Source organism: Serratia sp. JUb9, from assembly GCF_014298095.1.
Taxonomy (GTDB): Bacteria; Pseudomonadota; Gammaproteobacteria; order Enterobacterales; family Enterobacteriaceae; genus Serratia_B; species Serratia_B rhizosphaerae.
Genome location: NZ_CP060416.1, coordinates 3151658 through 3172887, shown reverse-complemented (window position 1 = coordinate 3172887; position 21230 = coordinate 3151658). Strand labels below are relative to the sequence as shown.

The 21230-nt window shown below is 63.2% G+C and carries 22 protein-coding genes; 15 read left to right on the top strand and 7 right to left on the bottom strand.

The features are described 5' to 3' along the window. Nucleotides 1-18: 18 nt before the first annotated feature. Complete coding sequence (gene hpxO / locus HF675_RS15055; RefSeq protein ID WP_187043323.1) at nucleotides 19-1173, bottom strand: FAD-dependent urate hydroxylase HpxO; 1155 nt, start codon at nucleotides 1171-1173, stop codon at nucleotides 19-21. A gap of 345 nt (nucleotides 1174-1518) precedes the next feature. On the opposite strand from hpxO, the gene HF675_RS15050 reads away from it, so the two are divergent. From HF675_RS15050 to HF675_RS15030, 5 genes are all read left to right on the top strand, one after another. After that, nucleotides 1519-2901, top strand: a complete 1383-nt coding sequence (locus tag HF675_RS15050) for a nucleobase:cation symporter-2 family protein (RefSeq protein WP_187043322.1) — start codon at nucleotides 1519-1521, stop codon at nucleotides 2899-2901. Beyond that, on the top strand, nucleotides 2879-3379 hold the full coding sequence (uraD, locus tag HF675_RS15045) for a 2-oxo-4-hydroxy-4-carboxy-5-ureidoimidazoline decarboxylase (protein ID WP_187043321.1): 501 nt from the start codon (nucleotides 2879-2881) through the stop codon (nucleotides 3377-3379). The genes HF675_RS15050 and uraD overlap by 23 nt, the downstream gene beginning before the upstream one ends. Then, a complete protein-coding gene (gene uraH / locus HF675_RS15040; protein ID WP_187043320.1) occupies nucleotides 3376-3708 on the top strand; it encodes a hydroxyisourate hydrolase in 333 nt (110 codons plus the stop codon). The genes uraD and uraH overlap by 4 nt, the downstream gene beginning before the upstream one ends. Nucleotides 3709-3967: 259 nt before the next feature. Beyond that, the gene (locus HF675_RS15035; RefSeq protein WP_238404528.1) at nucleotides 3968-4642 is read left to right on the top strand and encodes a hypothetical protein; all 675 of its coding nucleotides are present in this window, start codon (nucleotides 3968-3970) and stop codon (nucleotides 4640-4642) included. An 8-nt stretch (nucleotides 4643-4650) separates the two neighbouring features. Further along, a complete protein-coding gene (locus tag HF675_RS15030) occupies nucleotides 4651-5079 on the top strand; it encodes a hypothetical protein (protein WP_111737349.1) in 429 nt (142 codons plus the stop codon). Nucleotides 5080-5331: 252 nt separating this feature from the next. Here HF675_RS15030 and HF675_RS15025 read toward each other — a convergent pair whose 3' ends face one another. Beyond that, nucleotides 5332-6801, bottom strand: a complete 1470-nt coding sequence (locus HF675_RS15025) for an NCS1 family nucleobase:cation symporter-1 (RefSeq protein ID WP_187043319.1) — start codon at nucleotides 6799-6801, stop codon at nucleotides 5332-5334. A gap of 142 nt (nucleotides 6802-6943) precedes the next feature. Here HF675_RS15025 and HF675_RS15020 point away from each other — a divergent pair, with 142 nt between their 5' ends. From HF675_RS15020 to puuE, 3 genes are read left to right on the top strand one after another with little or no spacing between them, the layout of a single operon-like run. Further along, on the top strand, nucleotides 6944-7660 hold the full coding sequence (locus HF675_RS15020; RefSeq protein WP_187043318.1) for a GntR family transcriptional regulator: 717 nt from the start codon (nucleotides 6944-6946) through the stop codon (nucleotides 7658-7660). Beyond that, a complete protein-coding gene (gene hpxA / locus HF675_RS15015; RefSeq protein ID WP_105230585.1) occupies nucleotides 7660-8403 on the top strand; it encodes an allantoin racemase in 744 nt (247 codons plus the stop codon). The genes HF675_RS15020 and hpxA overlap by 1 nt, the downstream gene beginning before the upstream one ends. 26 nt (nucleotides 8404-8429) lie before the next feature. Then, on the top strand, nucleotides 8430-9374 hold the full coding sequence (gene puuE / locus HF675_RS15010) for an allantoinase PuuE (RefSeq protein ID WP_105230586.1): 945 nt from the start codon (nucleotides 8430-8432) through the stop codon (nucleotides 9372-9374). A gap of 380 nt (nucleotides 9375-9754) precedes the next feature. Here the strand turns inward: puuE and hpxZ are convergent, their stop codons facing one another. Genes hpxZ through hpxW form a run of 4 tightly spaced genes read right to left on the bottom strand, consistent with a single transcriptional unit; the run spans nucleotide 9755 to nucleotide 13314 of the window. Beyond that, nucleotides 9755-10141 carry an oxalurate catabolism protein HpxZ gene (hpxZ, locus tag HF675_RS15005; protein ID WP_105230587.1) on the bottom strand — a complete coding sequence of 129 codons (387 nt, stop codon included), beginning with the start codon at nucleotides 10139-10141 and terminating at the stop codon, nucleotides 9755-9757. After that, the gene (locus tag HF675_RS15000) at nucleotides 10138-11535 is read right to left on the bottom strand and encodes an AtzE family amidohydrolase (RefSeq protein WP_187043317.1); all 1398 of its coding nucleotides are present in this window, start codon (nucleotides 11533-11535) and stop codon (nucleotides 10138-10140) included. The genes hpxZ and HF675_RS15000 overlap by 4 nt, the downstream gene beginning before the upstream one ends. Continuing rightward, nucleotides 11532-11720, bottom strand: coding sequence for an oxalurate catabolism protein HpxX (gene hpxX / locus HF675_RS14995; protein ID WP_105230589.1), 189 nt, complete (start codon nucleotides 11718-11720; stop codon nucleotides 11532-11534). Before hpxX ends, HF675_RS15000 begins: the two co-directional genes overlap by 4 nt. Before the next feature lie 10 nt (nucleotides 11721-11730). Then, nucleotides 11731-13314: an oxamate amidohydrolase gene (gene hpxW, locus HF675_RS14990; RefSeq protein WP_187043316.1), complete on the bottom strand. Its 1584-nt coding sequence runs from the start codon at nucleotides 13312-13314 to the stop codon at nucleotides 11731-11733. 156 nt (nucleotides 13315-13470) lie between these two features. Here hpxW and hpxU point away from each other — a divergent pair, with 156 nt between their 5' ends. From hpxU to hpxK, 7 genes are all read left to right on the top strand, one after another. Then, the gene (hpxU, locus tag HF675_RS14985) at nucleotides 13471-14310 is read left to right on the top strand and encodes a MurR/RpiR family transcriptional regulator HpxU (RefSeq protein WP_105230591.1); all 840 of its coding nucleotides are present in this window, start codon (nucleotides 13471-13473) and stop codon (nucleotides 14308-14310) included. Nucleotides 14311-14546: 236 nt separating this feature from the next. Continuing rightward, nucleotides 14547-15332 carry a transporter substrate-binding domain-containing protein gene (locus HF675_RS14980; protein ID WP_111737344.1) on the top strand — a complete coding sequence of 262 codons (786 nt, stop codon included), beginning with the start codon at nucleotides 14547-14549 and terminating at the stop codon, nucleotides 15330-15332. A gap of 11 nt (nucleotides 15333-15343) precedes the next feature. After that, a complete protein-coding gene (locus tag HF675_RS14975; protein ID WP_105230593.1) occupies nucleotides 15344-16009 on the top strand; it encodes an amino acid ABC transporter permease in 666 nt (221 codons plus the stop codon). Beyond that, the gene (locus tag HF675_RS14970) at nucleotides 16009-16665 is read left to right on the top strand and encodes an amino acid ABC transporter permease (RefSeq protein ID WP_187044744.1); all 657 of its coding nucleotides are present in this window, start codon (nucleotides 16009-16011) and stop codon (nucleotides 16663-16665) included. Before HF675_RS14975 ends, HF675_RS14970 begins: the two co-directional genes overlap by 1 nt. Continuing rightward, nucleotides 16646-17383 carry an amino acid ABC transporter ATP-binding protein gene (locus tag HF675_RS14965; RefSeq protein ID WP_105230595.1) on the top strand — a complete coding sequence of 246 codons (738 nt, stop codon included), beginning with the start codon at nucleotides 16646-16648 and terminating at the stop codon, nucleotides 17381-17383. Before HF675_RS14970 ends, HF675_RS14965 begins: the two co-directional genes overlap by 20 nt. 15 nt (nucleotides 17384-17398) lie before the next feature. Continuing rightward, complete coding sequence (locus HF675_RS14960; RefSeq protein ID WP_105230596.1) at nucleotides 17399-18640, top strand: alanine--glyoxylate aminotransferase family protein; 1242 nt, start codon at nucleotides 17399-17401, stop codon at nucleotides 18638-18640. Continuing rightward, nucleotides 18637-19899, top strand: coding sequence for an allantoate amidohydrolase (hpxK, locus tag HF675_RS14955; RefSeq protein ID WP_105230597.1), 1263 nt, complete (start codon nucleotides 18637-18639; stop codon nucleotides 19897-19899). Before HF675_RS14960 ends, hpxK begins: the two co-directional genes overlap by 4 nt. Before the next feature lie 33 nt (nucleotides 19900-19932). On the opposite strand, the gene HF675_RS14950 is transcribed toward hpxK, so the two are convergent. Continuing rightward, nucleotides 19933-21228 (bottom strand): cytochrome c, encoded by a 1296-nt coding sequence (locus tag HF675_RS14950; RefSeq protein ID WP_187043315.1) that lies wholly within the window; start codon nucleotides 21226-21228, stop codon nucleotides 19933-19935. Nucleotides 21229-21230 lie beyond the last annotated feature (2 nt).

Sequence of the window (21230 nt, the reverse complement as noted above, 5' to 3'; positions counted from 1 at the left end):
GCCGGGCGCATTCTGTTCTCAGCCGAGCGGGCCGCCCTGGATGGTGTCGCACAGGCCGTTGATAATGTGCTCGCCGCTCTCTTGCTGCAGCTCCTGATACCACGCCTGCGTCAGCGCCATATCTTTGCCGTGGGTAATATCGCAGCGCTTACGCGCCTTGAGCACCAGATCGCGCACCCGTTCGCAGCGCCGGCTTTCGTACTGCTGCAGCGCTGCGGCGATATCGCGGTGGGTGCGGAACGCGTCGCCAAGCACCACCGCGTCCTCCATGGCAGCGCAGCCGCCCTGGCCGATATCCGGCGTGGTGCTGTGGGCGGCATCCCCCAGCAGCGCGATCCTGCCGCGCGTCAGCCGCTCGAACGGTTCAATGTCGTGGATCTCGATGCGGTTGGTGGTGGCCGGATCCAGCGCGGCGATCAGCCGCTGCACCTGCGGCGCCCAGCCGCTGAAGTAACGGCGTAAATCGGCGCGCAGCGTGCTGCGGTCTTCCGCCAGCCCGGCCGGCAGCGGCACGTCAAAGAAGAAATAGAAGCGTCCGTCGGCCACCGGCATCAGCGACACCCGTTTGCCTTCACCGACAAAGGTCGTCCACTGATCGGCCGGCGCAATGGCTTCATCAATCTCCACCAGTCCGTTCCAGTTGACATAGCCGGCATAGCGTCGCTCCGGCGCATAGCCCAGCACCGCCGGACGCAGCGCCGAACGGCTGCCGTCGGCGGCAATCAGCACATCGCCGCGCGCGCTGGCGCCGTCGCTGAAGCGGACGGTTACGCCGTTGGCATCTTCCTGTGCCTCGGTGACGCGTTTGCCGAACTGCACGCGGTCACGGCCCCAGAAGTCCAGCATCTCCCGCTGCAGCTCGGCGCGCGATACCGGGCAGGGGCGGCCGGCGACGCGTTCAATCAGCGGCGCCAGGCTAAAGCGCGTCATAATCGCGCCGCTGCGGTACTCCTGATAGGCCATTGAACGCATCGGGCCGCCGTAGGTTTCGATAATCTCTCCCATCCCCAGATGCTGCATGCATTTCACCCCGTTGGGCCAGATGGAAATGGCCGCGCCCACCGGTTTAATCTCCGTTACGGCTTCAAAAACCTCACACTCAATACCCGCCTGTTGCAGCGCGACCGCCGCGCTGAGCCCGCCGATGCCGGCGCCAATGACCAATGCTTTCATGATGTTCTCCTGTAGATCCGGTCATAGGCCCGAGCAATTTGCGTACCACATCGGCATTTGCCGTCACAGCGCGCCGTCAGCGCGGCGGATGCAGCAGCGTTGCACCATAAAGCAGCATTCCGGGGTAGGCTTTGCCTGTTTATGAATCATAAGTTTCTTGATGTTGATTTGTGAATCCAACGTTTCAATGGCGGAGAAAAAGAGAGGCAACGGCTATTTTCGAGGTTAATCGATTGATAAAAAATAAAAATATGGTTTTTTGACGCCCGATCCGCTGCACCGGCGACAAGCTGGCCTGTTTTGTGCACACCTCAGGGGAAAGCGTATTTACTGAGGGATAATGGCATGTCAGACGAGAAAAACAGCACGCTGCTTTACGGTCTTGAACAGCGCATTCCGCCGCTGCCGGCATTTTTTAGCGCGTTGCAGCACGTACTGGCCGGGCTGGTCAGCATTATTACCCCGCCGCTGCTGATCGGCGCCACGCTGGGGCTGGAGGCGTGGATGCCCTACCTGATCAGCATGTCGCTGCTGGCCTCCGGCATCGGCACGTTTCTGCAGTCTAATCGGGTATGGGGGATTGGCGCCGGCATGATCTGCATGCAGGGCACCAGCTTTGCGTTTCTTGGCGTGTCGGTGGCCGGCGGTCTGTGGGTGAAACAGCAGGGTGGCGGGCCTGAGGACATTATGGCGATGCTGTTCGGCGTCAATTTTGTCGCCGCGCTGGTGCCGGTGGTCGTCAGCCGTTTTATTGAACCGCTGAAGAAAATCTTTACGCCGGTGATCACCGGCAGCGTGATTGCGCTGATCGGCATCAGCCTGATTAAGGTGAGCGTGATCAACTGGTGCGGCGGCGAGGGGGCAAAGGATTTTGGCAGCATGAGCAATATCGGTCTGGGAGGGCTGACGCTGGGGGTGATTGTGCTGCTGAGCTGCGCCGGTAACCGCTGGCTGCGGCTGGCGTCGATCGTAGTGGGCATCGCCGCGGGCTGCCTGGCGGCGGCGCTGACCGGCAACTTCCATCCGGCGCCGATCGGTGAAACCTGGTTCCGGCTGCCGGCGCTGTTCCCGTTCGGCTTCCAGTTCAACAGCGCGATCTTTTTGCCTATCGCGCTGGTGTCGCTGGTGTGTATTCTGGAGGCGGTCGGCGATCTGACGGCCAACAGCCTGATCTCCCGGCAGCCGATCGATAACGCCGCCTTCCGCAGCCGGCTGAAGGGCGGCATTCTGGCCGACGGCGTGAGCTGTATGATCGCCGCGATGCTGTGCGCCTTCCCGAACACCACCTTTGCGCAGAACAACGGCGTGATTCAGATGACCGGCGTCGCCAGCCGCTATGTCGGGCGCTATATGGGCGTTATTCTGATCCTGCTGGGGCTGTTCCCGCCGTTTGGCGAGCTGCTGCGCCAGATCCCCACGCCGGTGCTGGGCGGGGCGACGATGGTGATGTTCGGCTGTGTGGTTGCCGCCGGCATCCGCATCATCACCCAGAACCCGCTGACGCGGCGCACGATGCTGATCGTCGGGCTGGCGTTCGGCATCGGCCTCGGTATTGAGGCGGTGCCGGCGTTTCTGACCCATTTCCCGCCGCTGGTCGGCAACCTGTTCGGCTCGGCGGCCACCAGCGGCGGTCTGGTGGCGATTATCCTTAACCTGATTATGCCGGAAGAGAAACATGACGCAGTCGTTAGCAACAGGAGTCACGATGAACGCGCTCGAACGCTTTAACCGTTTACCGCTTGATGAGGCCATTGCGATGCTCAGCCCCTGCGTGGCGATCCCGGACTGGGCGTCGGCGCTGGTGCAGGCGCGCCCCTATGCCGATCGCGCCGCGCTGCTGGCGCGGGCGGGGGAACTGATGCGTCACTGGGGCGACGCCGAACTGCAGCAGGCAATGAGCGCCCATCCGCGCATCGGCGAGCGGCCGACGGGCAGTCAGGCACACGCCGCCCTGTCGCGGCAGGAGCAGGCGTCGGTGGATCGCCATGATGCAGAGCTTGCCGAGGCGCTGCGCACGGCCAATACGCAGTATGAAGCGCGCTTTGGCCGGGTCTTTCTGATCCGCGCCAAAGGACGCAGCGGCGCGGAGATTCTGCAGGCGTTGCGCCTGCGTCTGCACAATAACGAGGCGCAGGAGCGGCAGGCGTCGCTGGCGCAGCTGCGTGAAATTACCTTACTCAGACTGGAAGGAGTGATCGGCGCATGAGCAATCTGAGCAGCCATATTCTGGATATTTCTACCGGCCGGCCGGCCGCCGGCGTCGCCGTGCATCTGGCGCGTTATGAACACGGCGACTACCAGCCGCTGGCGAGCATGCTTACCGACGCCAACGGCCGCATCGCCGCCTTTACTCCGGCGGCGCTGCCGGCGGGGCGTTATCGCCTGACGGCAGACATCGGCGACTGGTTTACGGCCGCCGGACGGCAGACGCCCTATGTCCACGCGCAAATCGAGCTGATGCTCAGTGAGGAGCAGCACTATCACCTGCCGTTTTTAATCGCCCCCGGCGGTTGGTCAACCTACCGGGGCAGCTGAGCGTCAACGACAAACAGAAGATGTATAAAAGGCCGCCTTCGCGGCCTTTTATATGCACCGAATGGCATAATTTATATGAAACAAAAAGTTAAGCATTACGTTAGGCAACGACAGTCACCTAAACAGTGCTGGCAGGGGTGAACAACGAGAACGGCGGGGCGTTAGCAGCCTGAGACGAGCAACGACAGTCCGGCAAAGTGGATTGCAGTAAAAATGTCCATTATGATGACCCAGAAAACATTCAACAGGGAATCATGACATGACAGTTGGATTTATTGCCGATGAGCCAGGACGCTTTTACACCTTCCAGTCAAAATTACCTTCCGGTGAATACTTCGAATTCAGCCCCCGTAACCCTCCCCTGAATGCTAAGCCCATTGTAGATGATGAAAGCGGGATGTGTATTGGCTATTCCGTGGCGCAGGCTCCCGGTTTGTGGCGGATTTATGATGCTGATGGCGTGTTCGTCAGACTGGAAGAGGCGCCATTAGAAGCTCCCCTGATTGACCCAACAGACCTCGCTTTAATTGCCTTTGGTGCATTCCGCCTTTTTCGGGTTGGTAAAGCATTGTTGGAGAGTGGCGTAAAAACGGCTGTAACGGTAAAACTTAGCCAGGCTACCATTAGCATCTTGCGTGGTCGCCTGAAAATGGGCTTATCAGGTCGTGCCCTTAAGATGACGGCAACACCGGCTAAGCATATGCTTAATCCCGCACGATACGTTCCTTTGCAACTACAGGAAAAAGTTATCCGCTACGGTAAAAGAATGCCTGACCCTAAAAATACGCCTGGTCTTTTTCTTTATAAATCAGAGTTTTATAAACTCGTAGAGAATCGAGCCAAGAAAGGCACCTATTTCCATAAAAAATACACGTTAGAGGTTCTCGTGCGTGAGAAGGATTGGACAATAACTCACTTTTTATACAAGGAATAGGGGGGTATATGATTGAAATAGTTAACGACAGGAAAATATTACGGGTGACTCCCTTTGAGCGGGAGAATACGCCCGATATACCTCAATATGACTGGATACAGACTTACGTGGAGTACGAACTGCCTGAGCTTAAAGCTCAATATCAGGCATCTTTTAATGTTGGCGAGCTTAATATCCTTAAAAATAAACTCACAGAGTTACATATAAATTTAGTGAATGGCGGTAAAGCTCAGGAGGTGGTTTTTGATAGCACAGAAAACCAGTTGAATCTGATATTCACGCCATCACCTTCAGGGCAAGGCGTGCTGCTGACATTAACCCTCAGGCCGGAAAACCCTGCTGAAAGTGTAGTTATCAGTGATAGTCTGGGAATGGATGAAAGTTACTTTCCCGCACTCATTTCCGGGCTGGATGAAATCATTAATTGGCCGAGTTGATTCTCAATTTTAGCCCTGTATGGTTTTGCATGCGTCAGGTTTGCCCGTTCTGGCCGTGTGCCGCCAGAGCTGGAGCGGATCCAGCGTGCTCATGCAACTGCATTAAAACCGACCCGTGAAGCGGGCAGACGAGGCGATGGATCTTTTTGCGCATTGTTTGTTATGTCAGAGATGAGGGCCGAAAGTAAAAAAACCACCTGCTTAGCAGGTGGTTTTTTTACACCTGATTGCCGGGCGTTCGGCCCGGCGGCATTAGTCCTTCGGCAGCAGCGCCTTGGCGCTGAAGCGCGGCGCGGCGGCCTGCTGCTCATCGCGCGCCAGCCAGCGGTAGGCCAGCGCGCCCAGCGCCACGCCGATAAACCAGCTGAAATTGGCGACCGCATGCAGCGACGGAATAAAGCTGAGGATAACGCCGACGGTGACGGAAGGCAGCAGGGCGGCGATGGCTTTCGGGTTAAAGCCGTGGCGATACCAGTATTTACCTGCCGGCGTGTCGTTGAACAGGTCGTCCACCGACAGCTGCTGACGTTTAATCAGGTAGAAGTCCGCCAGCAGAATGCCGAACAGCGGGCCGACAAATGCGCCCAGCACGTCCAGCGTGTAGTGGATCAGCTCCGGTGAGTTAAACAGGTTCCACGGGGTCAGCAGCACCGATCCCACCGCGGCGATCATGCCGCCGGTGCGGAAGCTGATTTTTTGCGGCGCGCAGTTGGAAAAGTCGAACGCCGGCGAAACGAAGTTGGCGACGATATTGATGCCGATGGTGGCGGTGATCATGGTCAGCAGGCCGATCGCCACCGCCAGATCGTTGCCGACGCGGCTGACCGTTTCAATCGGGTCGGTGATCATATGGCCGAACAGCGACTGGGTGCCGGAGACGATCACCACCGTCACCAATGAGAACAGCAGAAAGTTGAACGGCAGACCCCAGCGGTTGCCGCGGCGCACTTCATTCATATTCTTCGCGTAGCGCGAGAAGTCGCCGAAGTTGAGCAGCGGGCCGGAGAAGTAGGAGACCACCAGCGCGGTGGCGGTAATCATCTGCCAGGCCTGCTCGCCGGCGGTCAGGGATTTGCCGGCCAGGGTAAAGGAGATGCCGTCCGGCCCGGTCTGATACACAATCCAGCCCGCCAGCGCCAGCATCACCACGTACACCGCCGGGCCGGCAATATCGATAAAGCGCTTGATGGCGTTCATGCCGTGCCAGAATACCATCGCCTGCAGCAGCCACATCAGCGCAAAGCAGATCCAGCCGAGGTAAGAGAGGCCGAGCAGCGAATCGGCGGTGAGCGCCGCCAGCGCCGGCCAGAACTTCAGCGCCACCAGCATCAGCGCGTTGGCCGCCAGATAGGTCTGGATGCCGTACCAGGCGAAGGCGATCAACCCGCGGATCACCGCCGGGATATTGGCGCCGAACACGCCGAACGCCTGGCGGCAGATTACCGCATAGGGCACGCCCGCCATCTGGCTGGGCTTCGCCACCAGATTGGCGCACAGCTGCACGATGCCAATGCCCGCCAGCAGGCACAGCAGCACCTGCCAGCTTGCCAGCCCAAGGGTAAAGAAGCTGGCGGCGACCACGTAACCGCCCATGCTGTGCACGTCCGACATCCAGAACGAAAAGATATTGTACCAGCTCCAGTTCTGATCGCGGGTCGGCGCCAGATCCTCATTGCACAGGCGCGGGCTGTAACCCTGACGCGTAGTTTGTCTGTTTGGCATGAAACCTGCTCCTCTGATGAAAACCCTGTTGAGGGGATAGTTACGCTGAAGCAGGATTCAGGCCAGAATGCGTAATTTTGTATACAAAAAATTATTTTTATGTATACGATTTGATGCGCAAGAGTTAATCAGGAGTGAGGTGATGAAAAGCGAAAACCGCCTGGAAACGGCGTCCGGCCTGTATGACAAGGATGAGTCCATCTATCAGGCGTTGATGAACGCCATCGTTGAACATCAGCTGCCGCCGGGCAGCAAACTGCCGGAAGAGGCGCTGTCCGAGGTGTTCGGCGTCAGCCGCACCGGCATCCGCAAGGCGCTGCAGCGGCTCGCGGCGGTGCAAATGGTGCAGCTGGCGCCCAAGCGCGGTGCATACGTCGCCAGCCCGACGGCGGAGGAGGCGAAAGATATTTTCCGCACCCGTACCCTGCTGGAGGTGGCGAACCTGCCGGACGTGCTGGCGCGCTGTCAGCCGCCGCATCTGGCGGCGCTGGAGGCGATTATCCGCGATGAGCAGCAGGCGCACGAGGAGCATGACGGCCCGGCGGCTATCCGCCTCTCCGCCGCATTCCATATTCAACTGCAGGCGATCTCCGCCAATGCGGTGTTGACCGAGATGGTGACGCGGCTGTGCCAGCGCTCCTCGCTGGTGATTGCCGCCTGGGGCGCGCCGTGGCGGCAAGGCTGCCGCTGCAATGATCATGAACGGCTGATTGCACTGCTGCGGCAGCGGGATTTACCGGCGCTCAGCGCCGCCGTCGAACAGCATTTTGACCATATTGTCGCCAGCCTGCGTTTTGAACGCGCGGAACTGGGTCATCCCGATTTTGTCCGGCTGTTCGCCGCCTATAAGGAGCAATGATGTCCGCAGTATGTATACAAGTGATCAACCCCAATACCGACCCCGGCATGACCGAAACCATTGGCGCGGCCGCCCGCGCCGCTGCAGCGCCGGGCACCGAAATTCTGGCGGTGTGCCCGGCGGAGGGCGTGCCGTCGATTGAAGGCCATTTTGATGAGGCGGTTGCCGCGATCGGGGTGCTGGAACAGATCAAGGCCGGCCGCGAGCGCGGCGTCGACGGGCACGTGATCGCCTGTTTCGGCGACCCCGGCCTGCTGGCGGCGCGTGAACTGGCGCAGGCGCCGGTGATCGGCATTGCCGAGGCCGCCATGCATATGGCGACTCTGGTCGCCACGCGTTTTTCCATCGTCACCACGTTGCCGCGCACGTTGATTATCGCCCGCCATCTGCTGCGTCAGTACGGCTTCAGCGAACACTGCGCCGCGCTGCACGCCATCGACCTGCCGGTGCTGGCGCTGGAGGACGGCAGCGGACGGGCGCAGCACATGGTGCGTGAACGCTGTATTCAGGCGATGCGGCAGGACGGCTGCGGCGCGATTGTGTTGGGCTGCGGCGGTATGGCCAGCCTGGCGCGGGAGCTGACGCAGGAGTTGCGCATGCCGGTGATCGACGGCGTCGGCGCGGCGGTGAAAATGGTCGAATCGCTGGCGGCGCTGGGGCTGTCGACCAGTAAATACGGCGATCTGGCCTGGCCGGAGCGTAAGGCGCTCAGCGGAAAATTTCAGTCATTACATCCATGCTAACTATTCAGGGGGCAACAGCTCAGCGTATGAATCAACAGCCAGACACCCTTCACCCGGACTACCCGCGCGATATGCGCGGCTACGCCGGCCAGCCGCCGCATGCCGCCTGGCCGGGGGAGGCGCGTATCGCCGTTCAGTTTGTGCTGAACTTTGAAGAAGGCGCGGAAAACCACGTGCTGCACGGCGATGCGGGTTCCGAGCAGTTCCTGTCCGATATCATCGGCGCCGCCAGCTATCCGGATCGCCATATGTCGATGGATTCGCTGTATGAGTACGGCAGCCGCGCCGGTTTCTGGCGTATTTATCAGGAGTTCCGCCGGCGTGAACTGCCGCTCACCGTGTTCGGCGTGGCGATGGCGCTGGCGCGCAATCCGGAGATTGTCGCGGCGATCAAGGCCGCCGACTATGACGTGGTCAGCCATGGCTGGCGCTGGATCCACTATCAGGATATGGCGATCGACGACGAGCGGCGTCACCTGCAGCAGGCGGTGCAGGTACTGACCGATCTGTTCGGCAAAGCGCCCACCGGCTGGTATACCGGCCGCGACAGCCCGAATACCCGCCGGCTGGTGGCGGAGCACGGCGGCTTTGATTATGACAGCGACTACTACGGTGACGATCTGCCGTTCTGGAGCGAGGTGACGTGCGGCGACGGCACGCGCAAGCCGCATCTGATCGTGCCGTATACGCTGGATGCCAATGATATGCGCTTTGCCACCGCGCAGGGTTTTAACACCGCCGAGCAGTTCTATACCTACCTGCGTGACAGTTTCGACGTGCTGTATGAGGAGGGGGCGACCTCGCCGAAGATGATGTCGATCGGCATGCACTGCCGCCTGCTGGGGCGTCCGGGGCGTTTCCGTGCGCTGCAGCGTTTTCTGGACTATATCCAGCAGCACGATCGCGTGTGGATCTGCACCCGTCAGCAGATCGCCGACCACTGGCGGCGAGTGCATCCCTGGCGGGGATAGCTAGAATTTAAGATTATTAATGCCAACGCCGGTTGTTAAATGGCCCGGTGATGACAGATTCGGGTGTTGACCTTTAGCGCGTATCACGGGCTGCCGAACAAGGAACCTGAGCCAGGGGCAACCGGACAGGGATGTCCGGTTGAGGCGGCACAGGCAGGGATGCCTGTAGAGCCGACCCGCCCGGCGACGGTGACGCAGAGAGGGAACCTGCGAAGCAGGCAGAACGTGCCTAAGCGCGGGCGCGGGTGCAGGGGCCGCGCCTACGGCCCCTGCAATTGCCGTTCATTATCGTGACAGAAAAATGCCGATCGTTTACGGCAATTCCATTTACGCCGTCCTTGCATAAATCCTCGTCAAACCTTGCCGACAAAGTTTTACGGTTACTCCATTAAACTTACCTGCGCCGCAACAATCCGCCAGCCGCAGGGGAAACGCACCCAGGTCTGCTGCTGACGGCCGATGCGCGTGCTGCCCTCACGGGTGAACTCGGTGCTGCAGACCGCGTAATCCTCGCCGAACGTCACGATACGGGTATTTTGCAGCCTGCGCGCCAGCCCGGCGGCGGGGCGCGCCGCGCGGAAAGCGCGGATATCGCCGATGCCGTACAGATTCTCGCCGGCGCCCAGCCGCACCGTGCGTTCGCTGTGCCAGAACAGCTCGTCCAGCACGGCGATATCGTTGCTGACCAGCGCCTGCTCGTAGCGGTCAAACGCGGCGGTCACTTCGGCCAGCGTCAGGGGATGGTTAATCTCTGGGGGCGTGATCATGCGGCTACCTCCGCGGCATCGGCCACCGCAATGCCCAGTTGTTCCAGCGCGGCGGCGGCGCGCAGGCAGGCTTGTTCGTTAAACGGCGCGGCAATCAGCTGCAAACCGATGGGGCGTCCGGCGGCGGTGCGCAGCGGTGCGCTGACCACCGGCAGCCCGAGAAACGATATCGGCTGCGTCAGCATGCCCATGCTGGCGCGTATCGGCAGCGGCTGGCCGTTAATGTCCATCTCCTGCGCGCCGATCGGCGTTGCACAGCACGGCGTCGCTGGCGCCAGCAGCACGTCGGCATGGCGGAACAGGGCCATAAACTGCTGCTGCGCATGGCGGCGGAAGCGCTGCGCCTGCACGTACCAGGCGGCGGGGATCATCGCCCCGGCGAGCAGGCGCTCGCGTGAATGCGGCTCGAAGCGCGCCGGCTCGCGGCGCAGGGCGGGCAGATACTGGTTGCCGCCTTCGGAGGCGCTGAGGATAAAGGCTGCGGAGCGGGCCAGTTCCGCTTCGGGGAACATCAGCTCATCATGCGCTTCCAGCGCCCGGGCGGCACGCCGCAGCGCGTCGCGGGCGTCGTCATCGCACCAGGTGGTGAAATAACCGCCGAGCACCGCGCAGCGCAGGCCCTCCATACCGCGCGTCAGCTGCATGGCGGTCAACTGCGCCGGGCGTTCTGCCTGAAAGGCGTCCTCCGGGTCGCGGCCCTGCAGCGCATCGTATACCGTCGCCAGATCGCTGCAGCGGCGGGCAAAGGGGCCGATATGGTCGAGGCTGGCGACAAACGGCTGAGTGCCCGCGCGCGACAGCCGGCCGAAGGTCGGTTTCAGGCCGAAAATGCCGCACAGCGAGGCCGGCACGCGAATGGAGCCATTGGTGTCGGAGCCGAGGGAGAAGTGCACCGTGCCGGCGGCGACCGCCGCCGCTGAACCGCCGGATGAACCGCCGGCGATGCGCTGCAGATCGTGCGGATTACGGGTGGCGCCGTAGTGGCTGTTTTCGGTGGTGAAGCCGTAGGCGTAGGCATCCATATTCAGCATGCCGGACAGCAGACCGCCGGCCTGCCACAACTGACGCACCGCCCAACTGTCGGCCGCGGCCGGCGGCCGCTCGCTGAACAGCTGCGCGCCTGCCAGCGTGGTGTGCTCCGCCACGTCAAACAGGTTCTTCACCGCATAAGGGACGCCTGCCAGCGGCGGCAGCGGCTGGTGTTGCCGCCGCAGTGTATCAATCTGCGCCGCCTCCGCCAGCATCCGCTGCGCGGTGACCGTGGTCCAGGCGTTGATCTGCGGATTGACGCGGGCGATATCGTCAAGCGTGCGGCGGGCGATCTCCTGTGCGCTGAGTTCGCCGTTGCCGAGCGCCCGCTGAATATCGCGGATGCTTAACTGATGTAATTTCATGCCTGATACACTCCTGCAACCTCCAGCCGTTCATCGAGCGGAAACGCCATCAGCGGCTCCGCCAGCGCGGCAATGCGGATAAACTGGCGCTGTAGTTCTGCGCGCCGCTCATCGTCCAGCTCCAGCATCAGGATCTGTTCCATCTGGGCGAGGTAGGCGCGCCAGTCCGGGGGTAAATGAGTCATGCTGTTCTCCTTAAAAGCCGGCGGCGCTGCCGTTGCTGCGCGGGTCGAATGCCCCTTCCAGCAGGCCGTCCGGGTGGCGGACAATGGCGCCTGCGTGCCCCATGGCCTCGGTGAAGTCGGCAAGCACCTCCACCTCATGCCCCAGCGCACGCAGGCGCGTAATGATTTCCGGCGGGAAGCGGCCTTCCAGCTTGAGCGACTCGGAGCTTTGCCCCCAGGTGCGCCCCAGCAGCCAGCGCGGTCGGCTGATGCTCTCCTGCAGCGACGCGTTTTGCAGTACGTAGCGGGTGAAGAGCGCCGCCTGCGTCTGCGGCTGACCGTCGCCGCCCATTGAACCGTACACCATCACGCGGCCGTCGTTCAGGCGCGCGGCGGCGGGGTTGAGGGTGTGGAACGGCTGCTTGCCCGGCGCCAGCGCCAGCAAATGCTGCGGATCCAGGCTGAAGGCGGCGCCGCGGTTTTGCCAGACGATGCCGCTGTCCGGCAGTACCACGCCGCTGCCGAATTCGTGATAGATACTCTGAATAAACGAGACGGCGAGGCCGCTGTTGTCGATCACGCCCATCCACACCGTATCGCCCGGGCCTTTGCCCGCGCCCCACGGGGCTGCCTGCCGTTCGTCCACCCGCGCCGCCAGCGCCTGCAGCGCCGCCGGTGCGAGCAGCGCCTGGCTGTCGCCGGTCAGACTGTCGGGGTCGGTGATATGCGCGTCGCGCAGGCCGAAGGCCAGCTTGGTTGCCTCGACCAGACGGTGGATGGTTGTTGCTTCGTCCGCGTCGGCCATCGCCAATCGATCGCTGATGCCGAGGATCGCCAGCGACGCCAGTCCCTGGGTCGGCGGCGCCAGGTTCCAGACCTCTCCATGCCGGTGCTGCAGCCGCAACGGCCGGCTGCGGCGCGCGCGGTGCCGCTGTAAATCCGCCAGCGTGACGGGCATACCCAGCTGCGCCATGCCGGCCGCCAACCGCTCGGCCAGCGCACCGCGGTAAAAGCTGTCCAGTCCGTCCTGCGCCAGCTGCCGCAGGGTGGTCGCCAGCGCCGGCTGGTGAAAACGGCTGCCGGCCTTCGGCGGCATCCCTCCGGGCAAAAAGGCGTCGGCAAAGCCTGGCTGGTCACACAGTTCGGCGTATTTCGCCTCACTGGCGGCGGCCTGCGAGGCGGTGACGGGAATGCCCGTCGCGGCATAGTCAATGGCGTCCGCCAGTAGGTGCGGCAGCGGCAGTGAACGTCCGCACAGCTCGGCGGACACGCGCAGCGCCTCATCCCAGCCGCTGACGGTGCCGGCGACGGTCAGCGCCGCGCGCGGGCCGCGATGGGGAATGTGTTTCAGATCGGCATAGGCCGCCGGCGTGGCGAGCGATCCTGCGGCGCCGCTGGCGTCGATCGCCACCGGTTCACCGTCCGGCGGCACGATCAGCCAGAAACCGTCGCCTCCCAGCCCGTTCATATGCGGGTAGACCACCGCGATAGTGGCGGCGGCGGCCACCATCGCTTCGATAGCGCTGCCGCCTTCCCGCAGTACCGCCAGCGCGCTCTGGCTGGCCAGATGGTGCGGCGTAACCGCCATCCCGCGGGTCGCTACATTACTCTGCATGGATCGTCCTCGTGGTTATCGTCTGCCGTCGAGGTTGCAAAAGTTGTTCCATCTCTGCGCAACGGGCGGCGTCAGCGAAATTTTTTTGCGCGCCGGCGTGCACGATGGCGGCCTTTGCGGCTATAGTCCGGTGAAACGAAAGTTACAGAGGCCGTGATGCAACAGCTTGATGAACGTTTAAAGGCGCAGTACGCCGCCCTGTCGCCGCAGGAGCAGCGCGTGGCGGATTTTATCTTTGACCACTTTAACGACCTGATCAGCTATAACAGCGCGGAGCTGGCGCGGCTGAGCGGGGTGTCGAAGGCGACGGTCAGCCGTCTGTTCAAGCGGCTCGGCTATGACAAATACAAAGATATGCGCGATGAGCTGCGCACCCTGCGCCAGAGCGGCATGCCGCTGACCGACAACCGCGACGCGGTGCAGGGCAACACGCTGCTGGCGCGCCACTATAAGCAGGAAATGGCCAACCTGACCCAGTGGGTCAACGCCATCGACGCGCAGCAGTTCGCCGAGGCGATCGACGCCCTGGCGAACGCGCGCCGCATCATTATTATCGGCATGCGCAATGCCTATCCCGCGGCCCTGCACCTGCGCCAGCAGCTGCTGCAGGCGCGCGGGCAGGTGCTGCTGCTGCCGCAGCCGGGGCAGAGCCTGAGCGAAGAACTGGTGGACGCCTCGGCGCAGGATCTGGTGGTGATGGTGGCGTTCCGCCGCCGTCCGCGCATTGTCCGCCCGCTGCTGCAGCAGTTGCAGGCGGACGGCGTGCCGGTGCTGCTGCTGTGCGAGCCGCAGGCGCACAGCCTGTTTCCGCTGACGCGCTGGCAGCTGTGCGCGCCGCTGGACAGCGTGTCCGCCTATGACAGCTATGCCGCCGCCAACAGCCTGATCAACCTGCTGGCGAATGCGCTGCTGCATCAGCTGCTGGACAGCGGGCGCCCGCGTATTCATCAGATCGCCACCCTTTACCAGCAGCTGGACGAGCTGGAACAGCGTTAACGGGGCGCCAGCATGGTGCTTTGCCTTATTTTGGTGCGCAAGGGTGAGGGGGACATCACGATGAGTGCCGTTGCACTGCCATCCTGACCCTCCTTCCATACTGAAAAACAGCCATTTACTTTGCGGACGTCGTTTCTTTGCGGCGTCAGCGTCGCGTCGGCCGTGATTGGCACATTAGTTGCAGAATTGGTTTTATGGAACCTTTTGTTTCATGCTAATTTTACGGGGAAACGCTAATGAGAAGAATCATCATCGCACTGGCCGGCGCCGCCTGTCTGCTGGCTAACATTGCCGCGGCGCAGGCCGACCAGTGGCAGCGGATTGAGCAGCGCGGCGCTATCCGCATTGCGGTGCCGCAGGACTTTCCGCCGTTTGGTTCGGTGGGCACCGATTTGCAGCCGCAGGGCTATGACATCGATATGGCGCGCTACCTGGCGCAGCAGATGAAACTGAAGTTGCAGTTGGTGCCGGTCAGCAGCGCCAACCGGGTGCCTTATCTGCAGACCGATAAGGTCGATCTGGTGATTTCCAGCCTCGGTAAAAATGCCGAGCGGGAAAAGGTGATGGATTTTAGCCGCGCCTATGCGCCGTTTTTCCTCGGCGTGTTCGGCCCGAAAACGGCACCGCTCAGCGATGCCGCCGCGCTGGCCGGTCACAGCGTCGGCGTGACGCGCGGCGCGGTAGAGGACATGGTGCTGAGCGCCATTGCGCCGGCGGCGGCGCAGATTAAGCGCTATGAAGACAATAACACCACGTTGTCGGCGTATCTGTCCGGCCAGGTGCAGTATGTCGCCACCGGCAACCTGGTGGTGGCGGCCATCAGCCGGCAAAACGCGGCCAAAGCGCCGGTGGCGAGCTTTATGCTGAAAGATTCTCCCTGTTTTATCGGCCTGAGAAAGGGCGAGCCGGCGCTGAAGGCCAAGGTCGACGCGCTGATTGAACAGGGCATCAAGGACGGCACGCTGAATGCGCTGTCCGAGAAGTGGCTGAAAGCGCCGCTGCCTGCCAGCCTCACGCTGTAAGGCGCACCGTCATGACGCAACAATTGGATTTTTCCGCACTCTGGCCGTACTGGCCGGAGCTGCTGGCGGGGCTGTGGGTTACCGTACAGCTGACGCTGCTGGCGACCTGCGGCGGGCTGGCGCTCGGCATCGTCGGCGCGGCCATTCGCAGCGGGCGCGCCGGCTGGCTGAGCCGCCTGTGGGGCGCCTATGTTGAGCTGATCCGCAATACGCCGTTTGTGGTGCAGCTGTTCTTTATCGTCTTCGGCCTGCCCAACCTGGGGCTGAAAATGACGGCGGGCGAGGCGGCGCTGCTGGCGATGGTGGTCAATCTGGGGGCCTACAGCACGGAGATTGTCCGCGCCGGCATTCAGGTGACGGCGAAAGGACAGTGGGAGGCCGGACGCGTGCTGGGGCTGAGCCGCGGCCAGACGTTCTTGCGGGTGGTGCTGCCGCCCGCGCTGCAGCGTATTTATCCGGCGCTGGTCAGCCAGTGCATTATCGTGATGCTGGGGTCGTCGGTGGTGTCGCAGGTCTCCTATGAGGAACTGACCTTCGCCGCCAGCCTGATCCAGTCGCGCACCTTCCTCAGCTTCGAGGTGTATCTGGTGACCACCGGCCTCTATTTGTTGCTGTCCGTCGCCATGCGTCAGCTGATGATGGCGGCGGGGCGTAAATGGCTGGGGGTGGCGGCATGATGGCCTCTTTTACCGACTGGGATATCGTGCGCAACCTGCTGCTGGCCGGCCGCTGGACGGTGCTGCTGTCGCTGACGGCGTTTATCGGCGGCGGGCTGGTGACGCTGCCGCTGTTGCTGCTGCGCCTGAACGGCGGCCGCCGGCTCGGATTGCTGATCCGCGGCTACAGCGCCCTGTTTCAGGGTACGCCGCTGCTGATGCAGCTGTTTCTGGCATTCTTCGGCGTTGCGCTGTTCGGCGTGGACGTCTCGCCGTGGACGGCGGCGGCGCTGGCGCTGACGTTTTACACCAGCGCATTTTTGCTGGATATCTGGTACGGCAGCATTCGCGCCCTGCCGAAGGGGCAGTGGGAAGCCGCGCGCTGCCTCGGCCTGTCGTTCGGCCAGACGCTGTGGCGGGTGGTGGCGCCGCAGGCGCTGCGCATCGCCATCGCGCCGACGGTGGGCTTCGCCGTGCAGGTGGTGAAGGGCACGGCGCTGGCGTCGATCATCGGATTTGTCGAGCTGACCAAGGCCGGCACCATGCTGACCAACGTCACCTACCAGCCGTTCAAGGTCTTCGCGCTGGTGGCGCTGGGCTACTTTGTTTTGTGCTATCCGCTGTCCCGCTACAGCCGCTATCTGGAGAATAAATTCAATGCCGCTCATCACCATTAATCAGGTGCAGAAGTATTACGGTGACAACCACGTGCTCAAGGGCGTCGATCTGGATATTGCGATGGGGGAAGTGGTGTCGATTATCGGCCGCAGCGGCTCCGGCAAAAGCACGCTGCTGCGCTGTATTAACGGGCTGGAAGGCTACCAGGAGGGCAGCATCAAACTGGGCGGTATGACCATTACCGACCGCGACGCGCAGGCGCGGGAAATCAGCCGCTCGGTCGGCATGGTGTTCCAGAGCTTCAACCTGTTCCCGCATATGACGGCGCTGGAAAACGTGATGCTGGCGCCGCGCCGGGTGCTGAAGAAAAGCGCGGCGGAGTGCCGCGAACTGGCTGCCCGCATGCTGGAGAAGGTCGGGCTGGGCGACCGGCTGGATTTCTCCCCCGCCAGCCTGTCCGGCGGCCAGCAACAGCGGGTGGCGATCGCCCGCGCGCTGGCGATGTCGCCGAAGGTGCTGCTGTGCGATGAAATTACCTCGGCGCTGGACCCGGAGCTGGTCGGTGAGGTGCTGAAAGTGCTGGAGCAGCTGGCGGCCGAGGGCATGACGCTGATTCTGGTGACCCATGAAATGAATTTTGCCCGCGAAGTGGGCGACCGCGTGGTGTTTATGCATCAGGGGCGCGTCTGGGAGCAGGGCGACGGCAACACGCTGTTCGCCAATCCGCAGACCCCTGAGCTCAAACAGTTTATCTCCTCCGTGCGCGGTCTTAACTAACGAAAGGAAAACACGATGGCTATCGCTCAATATTCGCAAATCAATCCGCCGCCGCGCCTGCTGATGGGGCCGGGGCCAATCAATGCCGATCCGCGCGTACTGCGCGCCATGGCGAGCCAGTTGATCGGTCAGTACGATCCGGCGATGACCCACTATATGAATGAGGTGATGGCGCTGTATCGCGGCGTGTTCCGCACCGAAAACCGCTGGACGATGCTGGTGGACGGCACCTCGCGCGCTGGGATTGAAGCGCTGCTGGTGTCGGCCATCCGCCCCGGCGATAAGGTGCTGGTGCCGGTGTTTGGCCGTTTTGGTCATTTGCTGTGTGAAATCGCCCGCCGCTGTCGCGCCGAGGTGCACACCATCGAGGTGCCGTGGGGCGAGGTGTTTACGCCGGATCAGATTGAGGACGCCATCAAGCGCGTGCGTCCGCGCCTGCTGCTGACGGTGCAGGGGGATACCTCCACCACCATGCTGCAGCCGCTGGCGGAGCTGGGCGCTATCTGCCGCCGTTACGACGTGCTGTTTTATACCGACGCCACCGCGTCGCTGGCGGGCAATGCGCTGGAGAGCGACGCCTGGGGGCTGGATGCGGTGTCGGCCGGCATGCAGAAGTGCTTGGGCGGCCCGTCCGGCACTTCGCCGATTACTCTCAGCCCGCGCATGGAGGCGGAGATCCGCCGCCGCAGGTGCGTGGAGGCGGGGATCCGCACCGCGGCGCACCAGGACGGCGAGGAGGAGATGATCTACTCCAACTACTTTGATCTGGGCATGGTGATGGACTACTGGGGGCCGGAGCGGCTCAACCACCATACCGAGGCCACCTCGGCGCTGTTTGCCGCCCGCGAGTGCGCGCGTCTGATTCTGGAAGAGGGGCTGGATAACGGCATCGCCCGCCATAAGCTGCACGGCGATGCGCTGCTGAAAGGCGTCCAGGCGATGGGGCTGGAAACCTTCGGCGATCTGCGCCACAAGATGAATAACGTGCTGGGGGTGGTGATCCCGGCGGGGATCGACGGCGATCGGGTGCGTCAGCTGCTGCTCAATGACTTCGGCATTGAGATCGGCACCTCCTTCGGCCCGCTGCACGGCAAGGTGTGGCGCATCGGCACCATGGGCTATAACGCGCGTAAAGACTGCGTGATGACCACCCTGAGCGCGCTGGAGTCGGTGCTCAATCACCTGAAGTTCGCCACTACGCAGGGCGCGGCGCTGCAGGCGGCGTGGGATCACTACGGCAGCGGGGATGCGGCATGAGCGAAACGCTGACTGCGCAGACGACGGACATGCAGGCCGCCGAGCGCGTGATGACGCGCGCCGACCGGCTGGCGGCGCTCAGCGAAACGCCGGACGGCCTGACGCGCGTCTACCTTTCGCCGCAGCATCTGCAGGCCAACCGGCTGGTGGGACGCTGGATGGCGGAGGCGGGGATGCAGGTCTGGCAGGACGCCGTGGGCAATATCTGCGGGCGTTACGAGGGCGAACAGCCCGGTGCGCCGGCGCTGCTGCTCGGATCGCATCTGGACACGGTGCGCAATGCCGGGCGCTATGACGGCATGCTGGGGGTGCTGACGGCGATCGAGGTGGTGCAGGCGCTGCAGCTGCAGGGGCGTCGTCTGCCGCTGGCGCTGGAGATTGTCGGCTTTGGCGACGAAGAGGGCACGCGCTTTGGCATTACGCTGCTCGGCAGTCGCGGCCTGACCGGCAGCTGGCCGGACGATTGGCTGGCGCAGACCGACGCACAGGGCGTCAGCGTGGCGCAGGCGATGCGCGACGCCGGGCTGGATCCGGCGCAGATTCATCAGGCGGCGCGCGCCGCCGGTGAAATCGTCGCCTATCTGGAACTGCATATCGAACAAGGCCCCTGCCTGGAGCAGGCGGGGCTGGCGCTGGGGGTGGTGCAGGCGATCAACGGCGCGCGCCGTCTCAACTGCTGCTTTACCGGCGAGGCCGGCCATGCGGGCACGGTGCCGATGCAGCAGCGTAAAGACGCGCTGGCCGCCGCCGCCGAGTGGATGGTGTTTGTCGAGCGCACTGCCGGCCTGCAGGGCGGCAACCTGGTGGCCACGGTCGGCGATGTACAGTGCGCGCCCGGCGCGGTGAACGTGATCCCCGGCGAGGTCAGGCTGTCGCTGGACATTCGCGGCCCGCAGGATGCGCCGCTGGCGGCGCTGCTGCAGACGCTGCTGGCCGAGGCCGAGGCGATTGCCGGGCGGCGTCGGCTGCGTTTTGACGCCCAGGCGTATTATCACATCGGCGCCACCCCGTGCGACGCGCGGCTGCAGACGGCGCTGGAGCAGGCGGTGCGGCAGGTGCAGGGGCGTTCACTGTCGCTGCCGAGCGGCGCGGGGCATGACGCCATCGCTATGGCGGAACGCTGGCCGGTCGGTATGCTGTTTGTGCGTTGCAAGGGAGGGATCAGCCATCACCCGGCGGAAGCGGTGACGACGCCGGACGTGGCGTTGGCGATTGCTGCCTACCGTCAGGTGGTGACGGATCTGGCGCAGGGAGAGTAACGTCCCGGCCCGCTGTGGGCCGGGAGCGGCGGATTACTGCGCGTTGCGCAGCGCGGTCACCCGCTGTTGCAGATCCGGCCAGGCGGCTTTGCCCGCCTGCTCGGTGCGCAGGTAGTTCAGCAACACGGCGATTTGCCGGTCGCTGAGGTGGCCGGCGAACGCCGGCATGGTGCCGAGCGCCGGCGTGGCGGGGGCGGCAATGCCGTTCAGCACCACGCGGATGGCGTTGTCGGGGCTGGCGTCGTTCAGGTTGGTATTGAGCGCCAGCGCCGGACGCACCCCGGCCAACGGCGCGCCTTCCGACTGCGCATGGCAGGCCATACAGGCGCCGGAATACAGGCGTGCGCCCTCCGAGGCCAGCGTTTTTGCCTGCGCCTCACGGTGCAGCAGCTGCTGCACCGTGGCCGCGTCGTCGCCCGGCTGCGGCTGATTGAACGAGGCCAGATAGACGGCCATCGCCTGCAGATCCTCTTCCGGCAGCTGCGACAATCCCTCATTCACCACCGGGCCCATCGGGCCGGCGGCCACGCCGTGATTGGCGGAATAGCCGCTGCGCATAAAGCCCAGCAGATCGGCGTAATTCCAGCTAATCGGCGCGTTGGAGTGCGCGGTCAGCGCCGGCGCGTTCCAGCCTTCGGCGACGCCGCCGGACAGATGCGCCTTGCCGCCCTGTTCGGCAAACAGAATATTGCGCGGCGAGTGGCAGGCGCTGCAGTGGCCCAGCCCTTCGGTCAGGTAGGCGCCGCGGTTCCAGGCCTGGTCGTGCGCCGGATCGGGCTGCATGGCGCCGGGCTGCAGAACCAGCCAGTTCCAGGCGGCGATCCCCTGACGGATATTGAACGGGAAGTTCAGCCTGGTTTCCGGCGGCTGGTAGCGCACCGGCGGCTGCGACATCAGCCAGGCGTACAGCGCCTGCAGATCCTCATCGCTGGTGCGGGTGAAGGAGGTGTACGGGAACGCCGGGTACAGATAGTGGCCGTCGCGATCGACGCCGTGGCGCATGGCGCGCTCAAAGGCCGGATAGCTCCAGCTGCCGATGCCGGTTTCGCGATCCGGCGTGATATTGGTGGAGTAGATGGTGCCGAACGGGATCGTCATCGCCAGGCCACCGGTATTGCGTTCACCGCCGGGGCGGGTATGGCAGACGGCGCAGTCGCCGAGCGCCGCGAGCTTTTTGCCGCGGGCGATCTGTTCGGCGCTGAACGTCTGGTGATCCGTCTCCTTCAGCGGGGCGATGGACGGCTGCCAGCTGGCGATGCCGGCGCCAACTGCGGCGATGGCGACAACCGCAGCGCCCCAGCCGAGAACTTTTTTGCTTTTACTCTTCATGG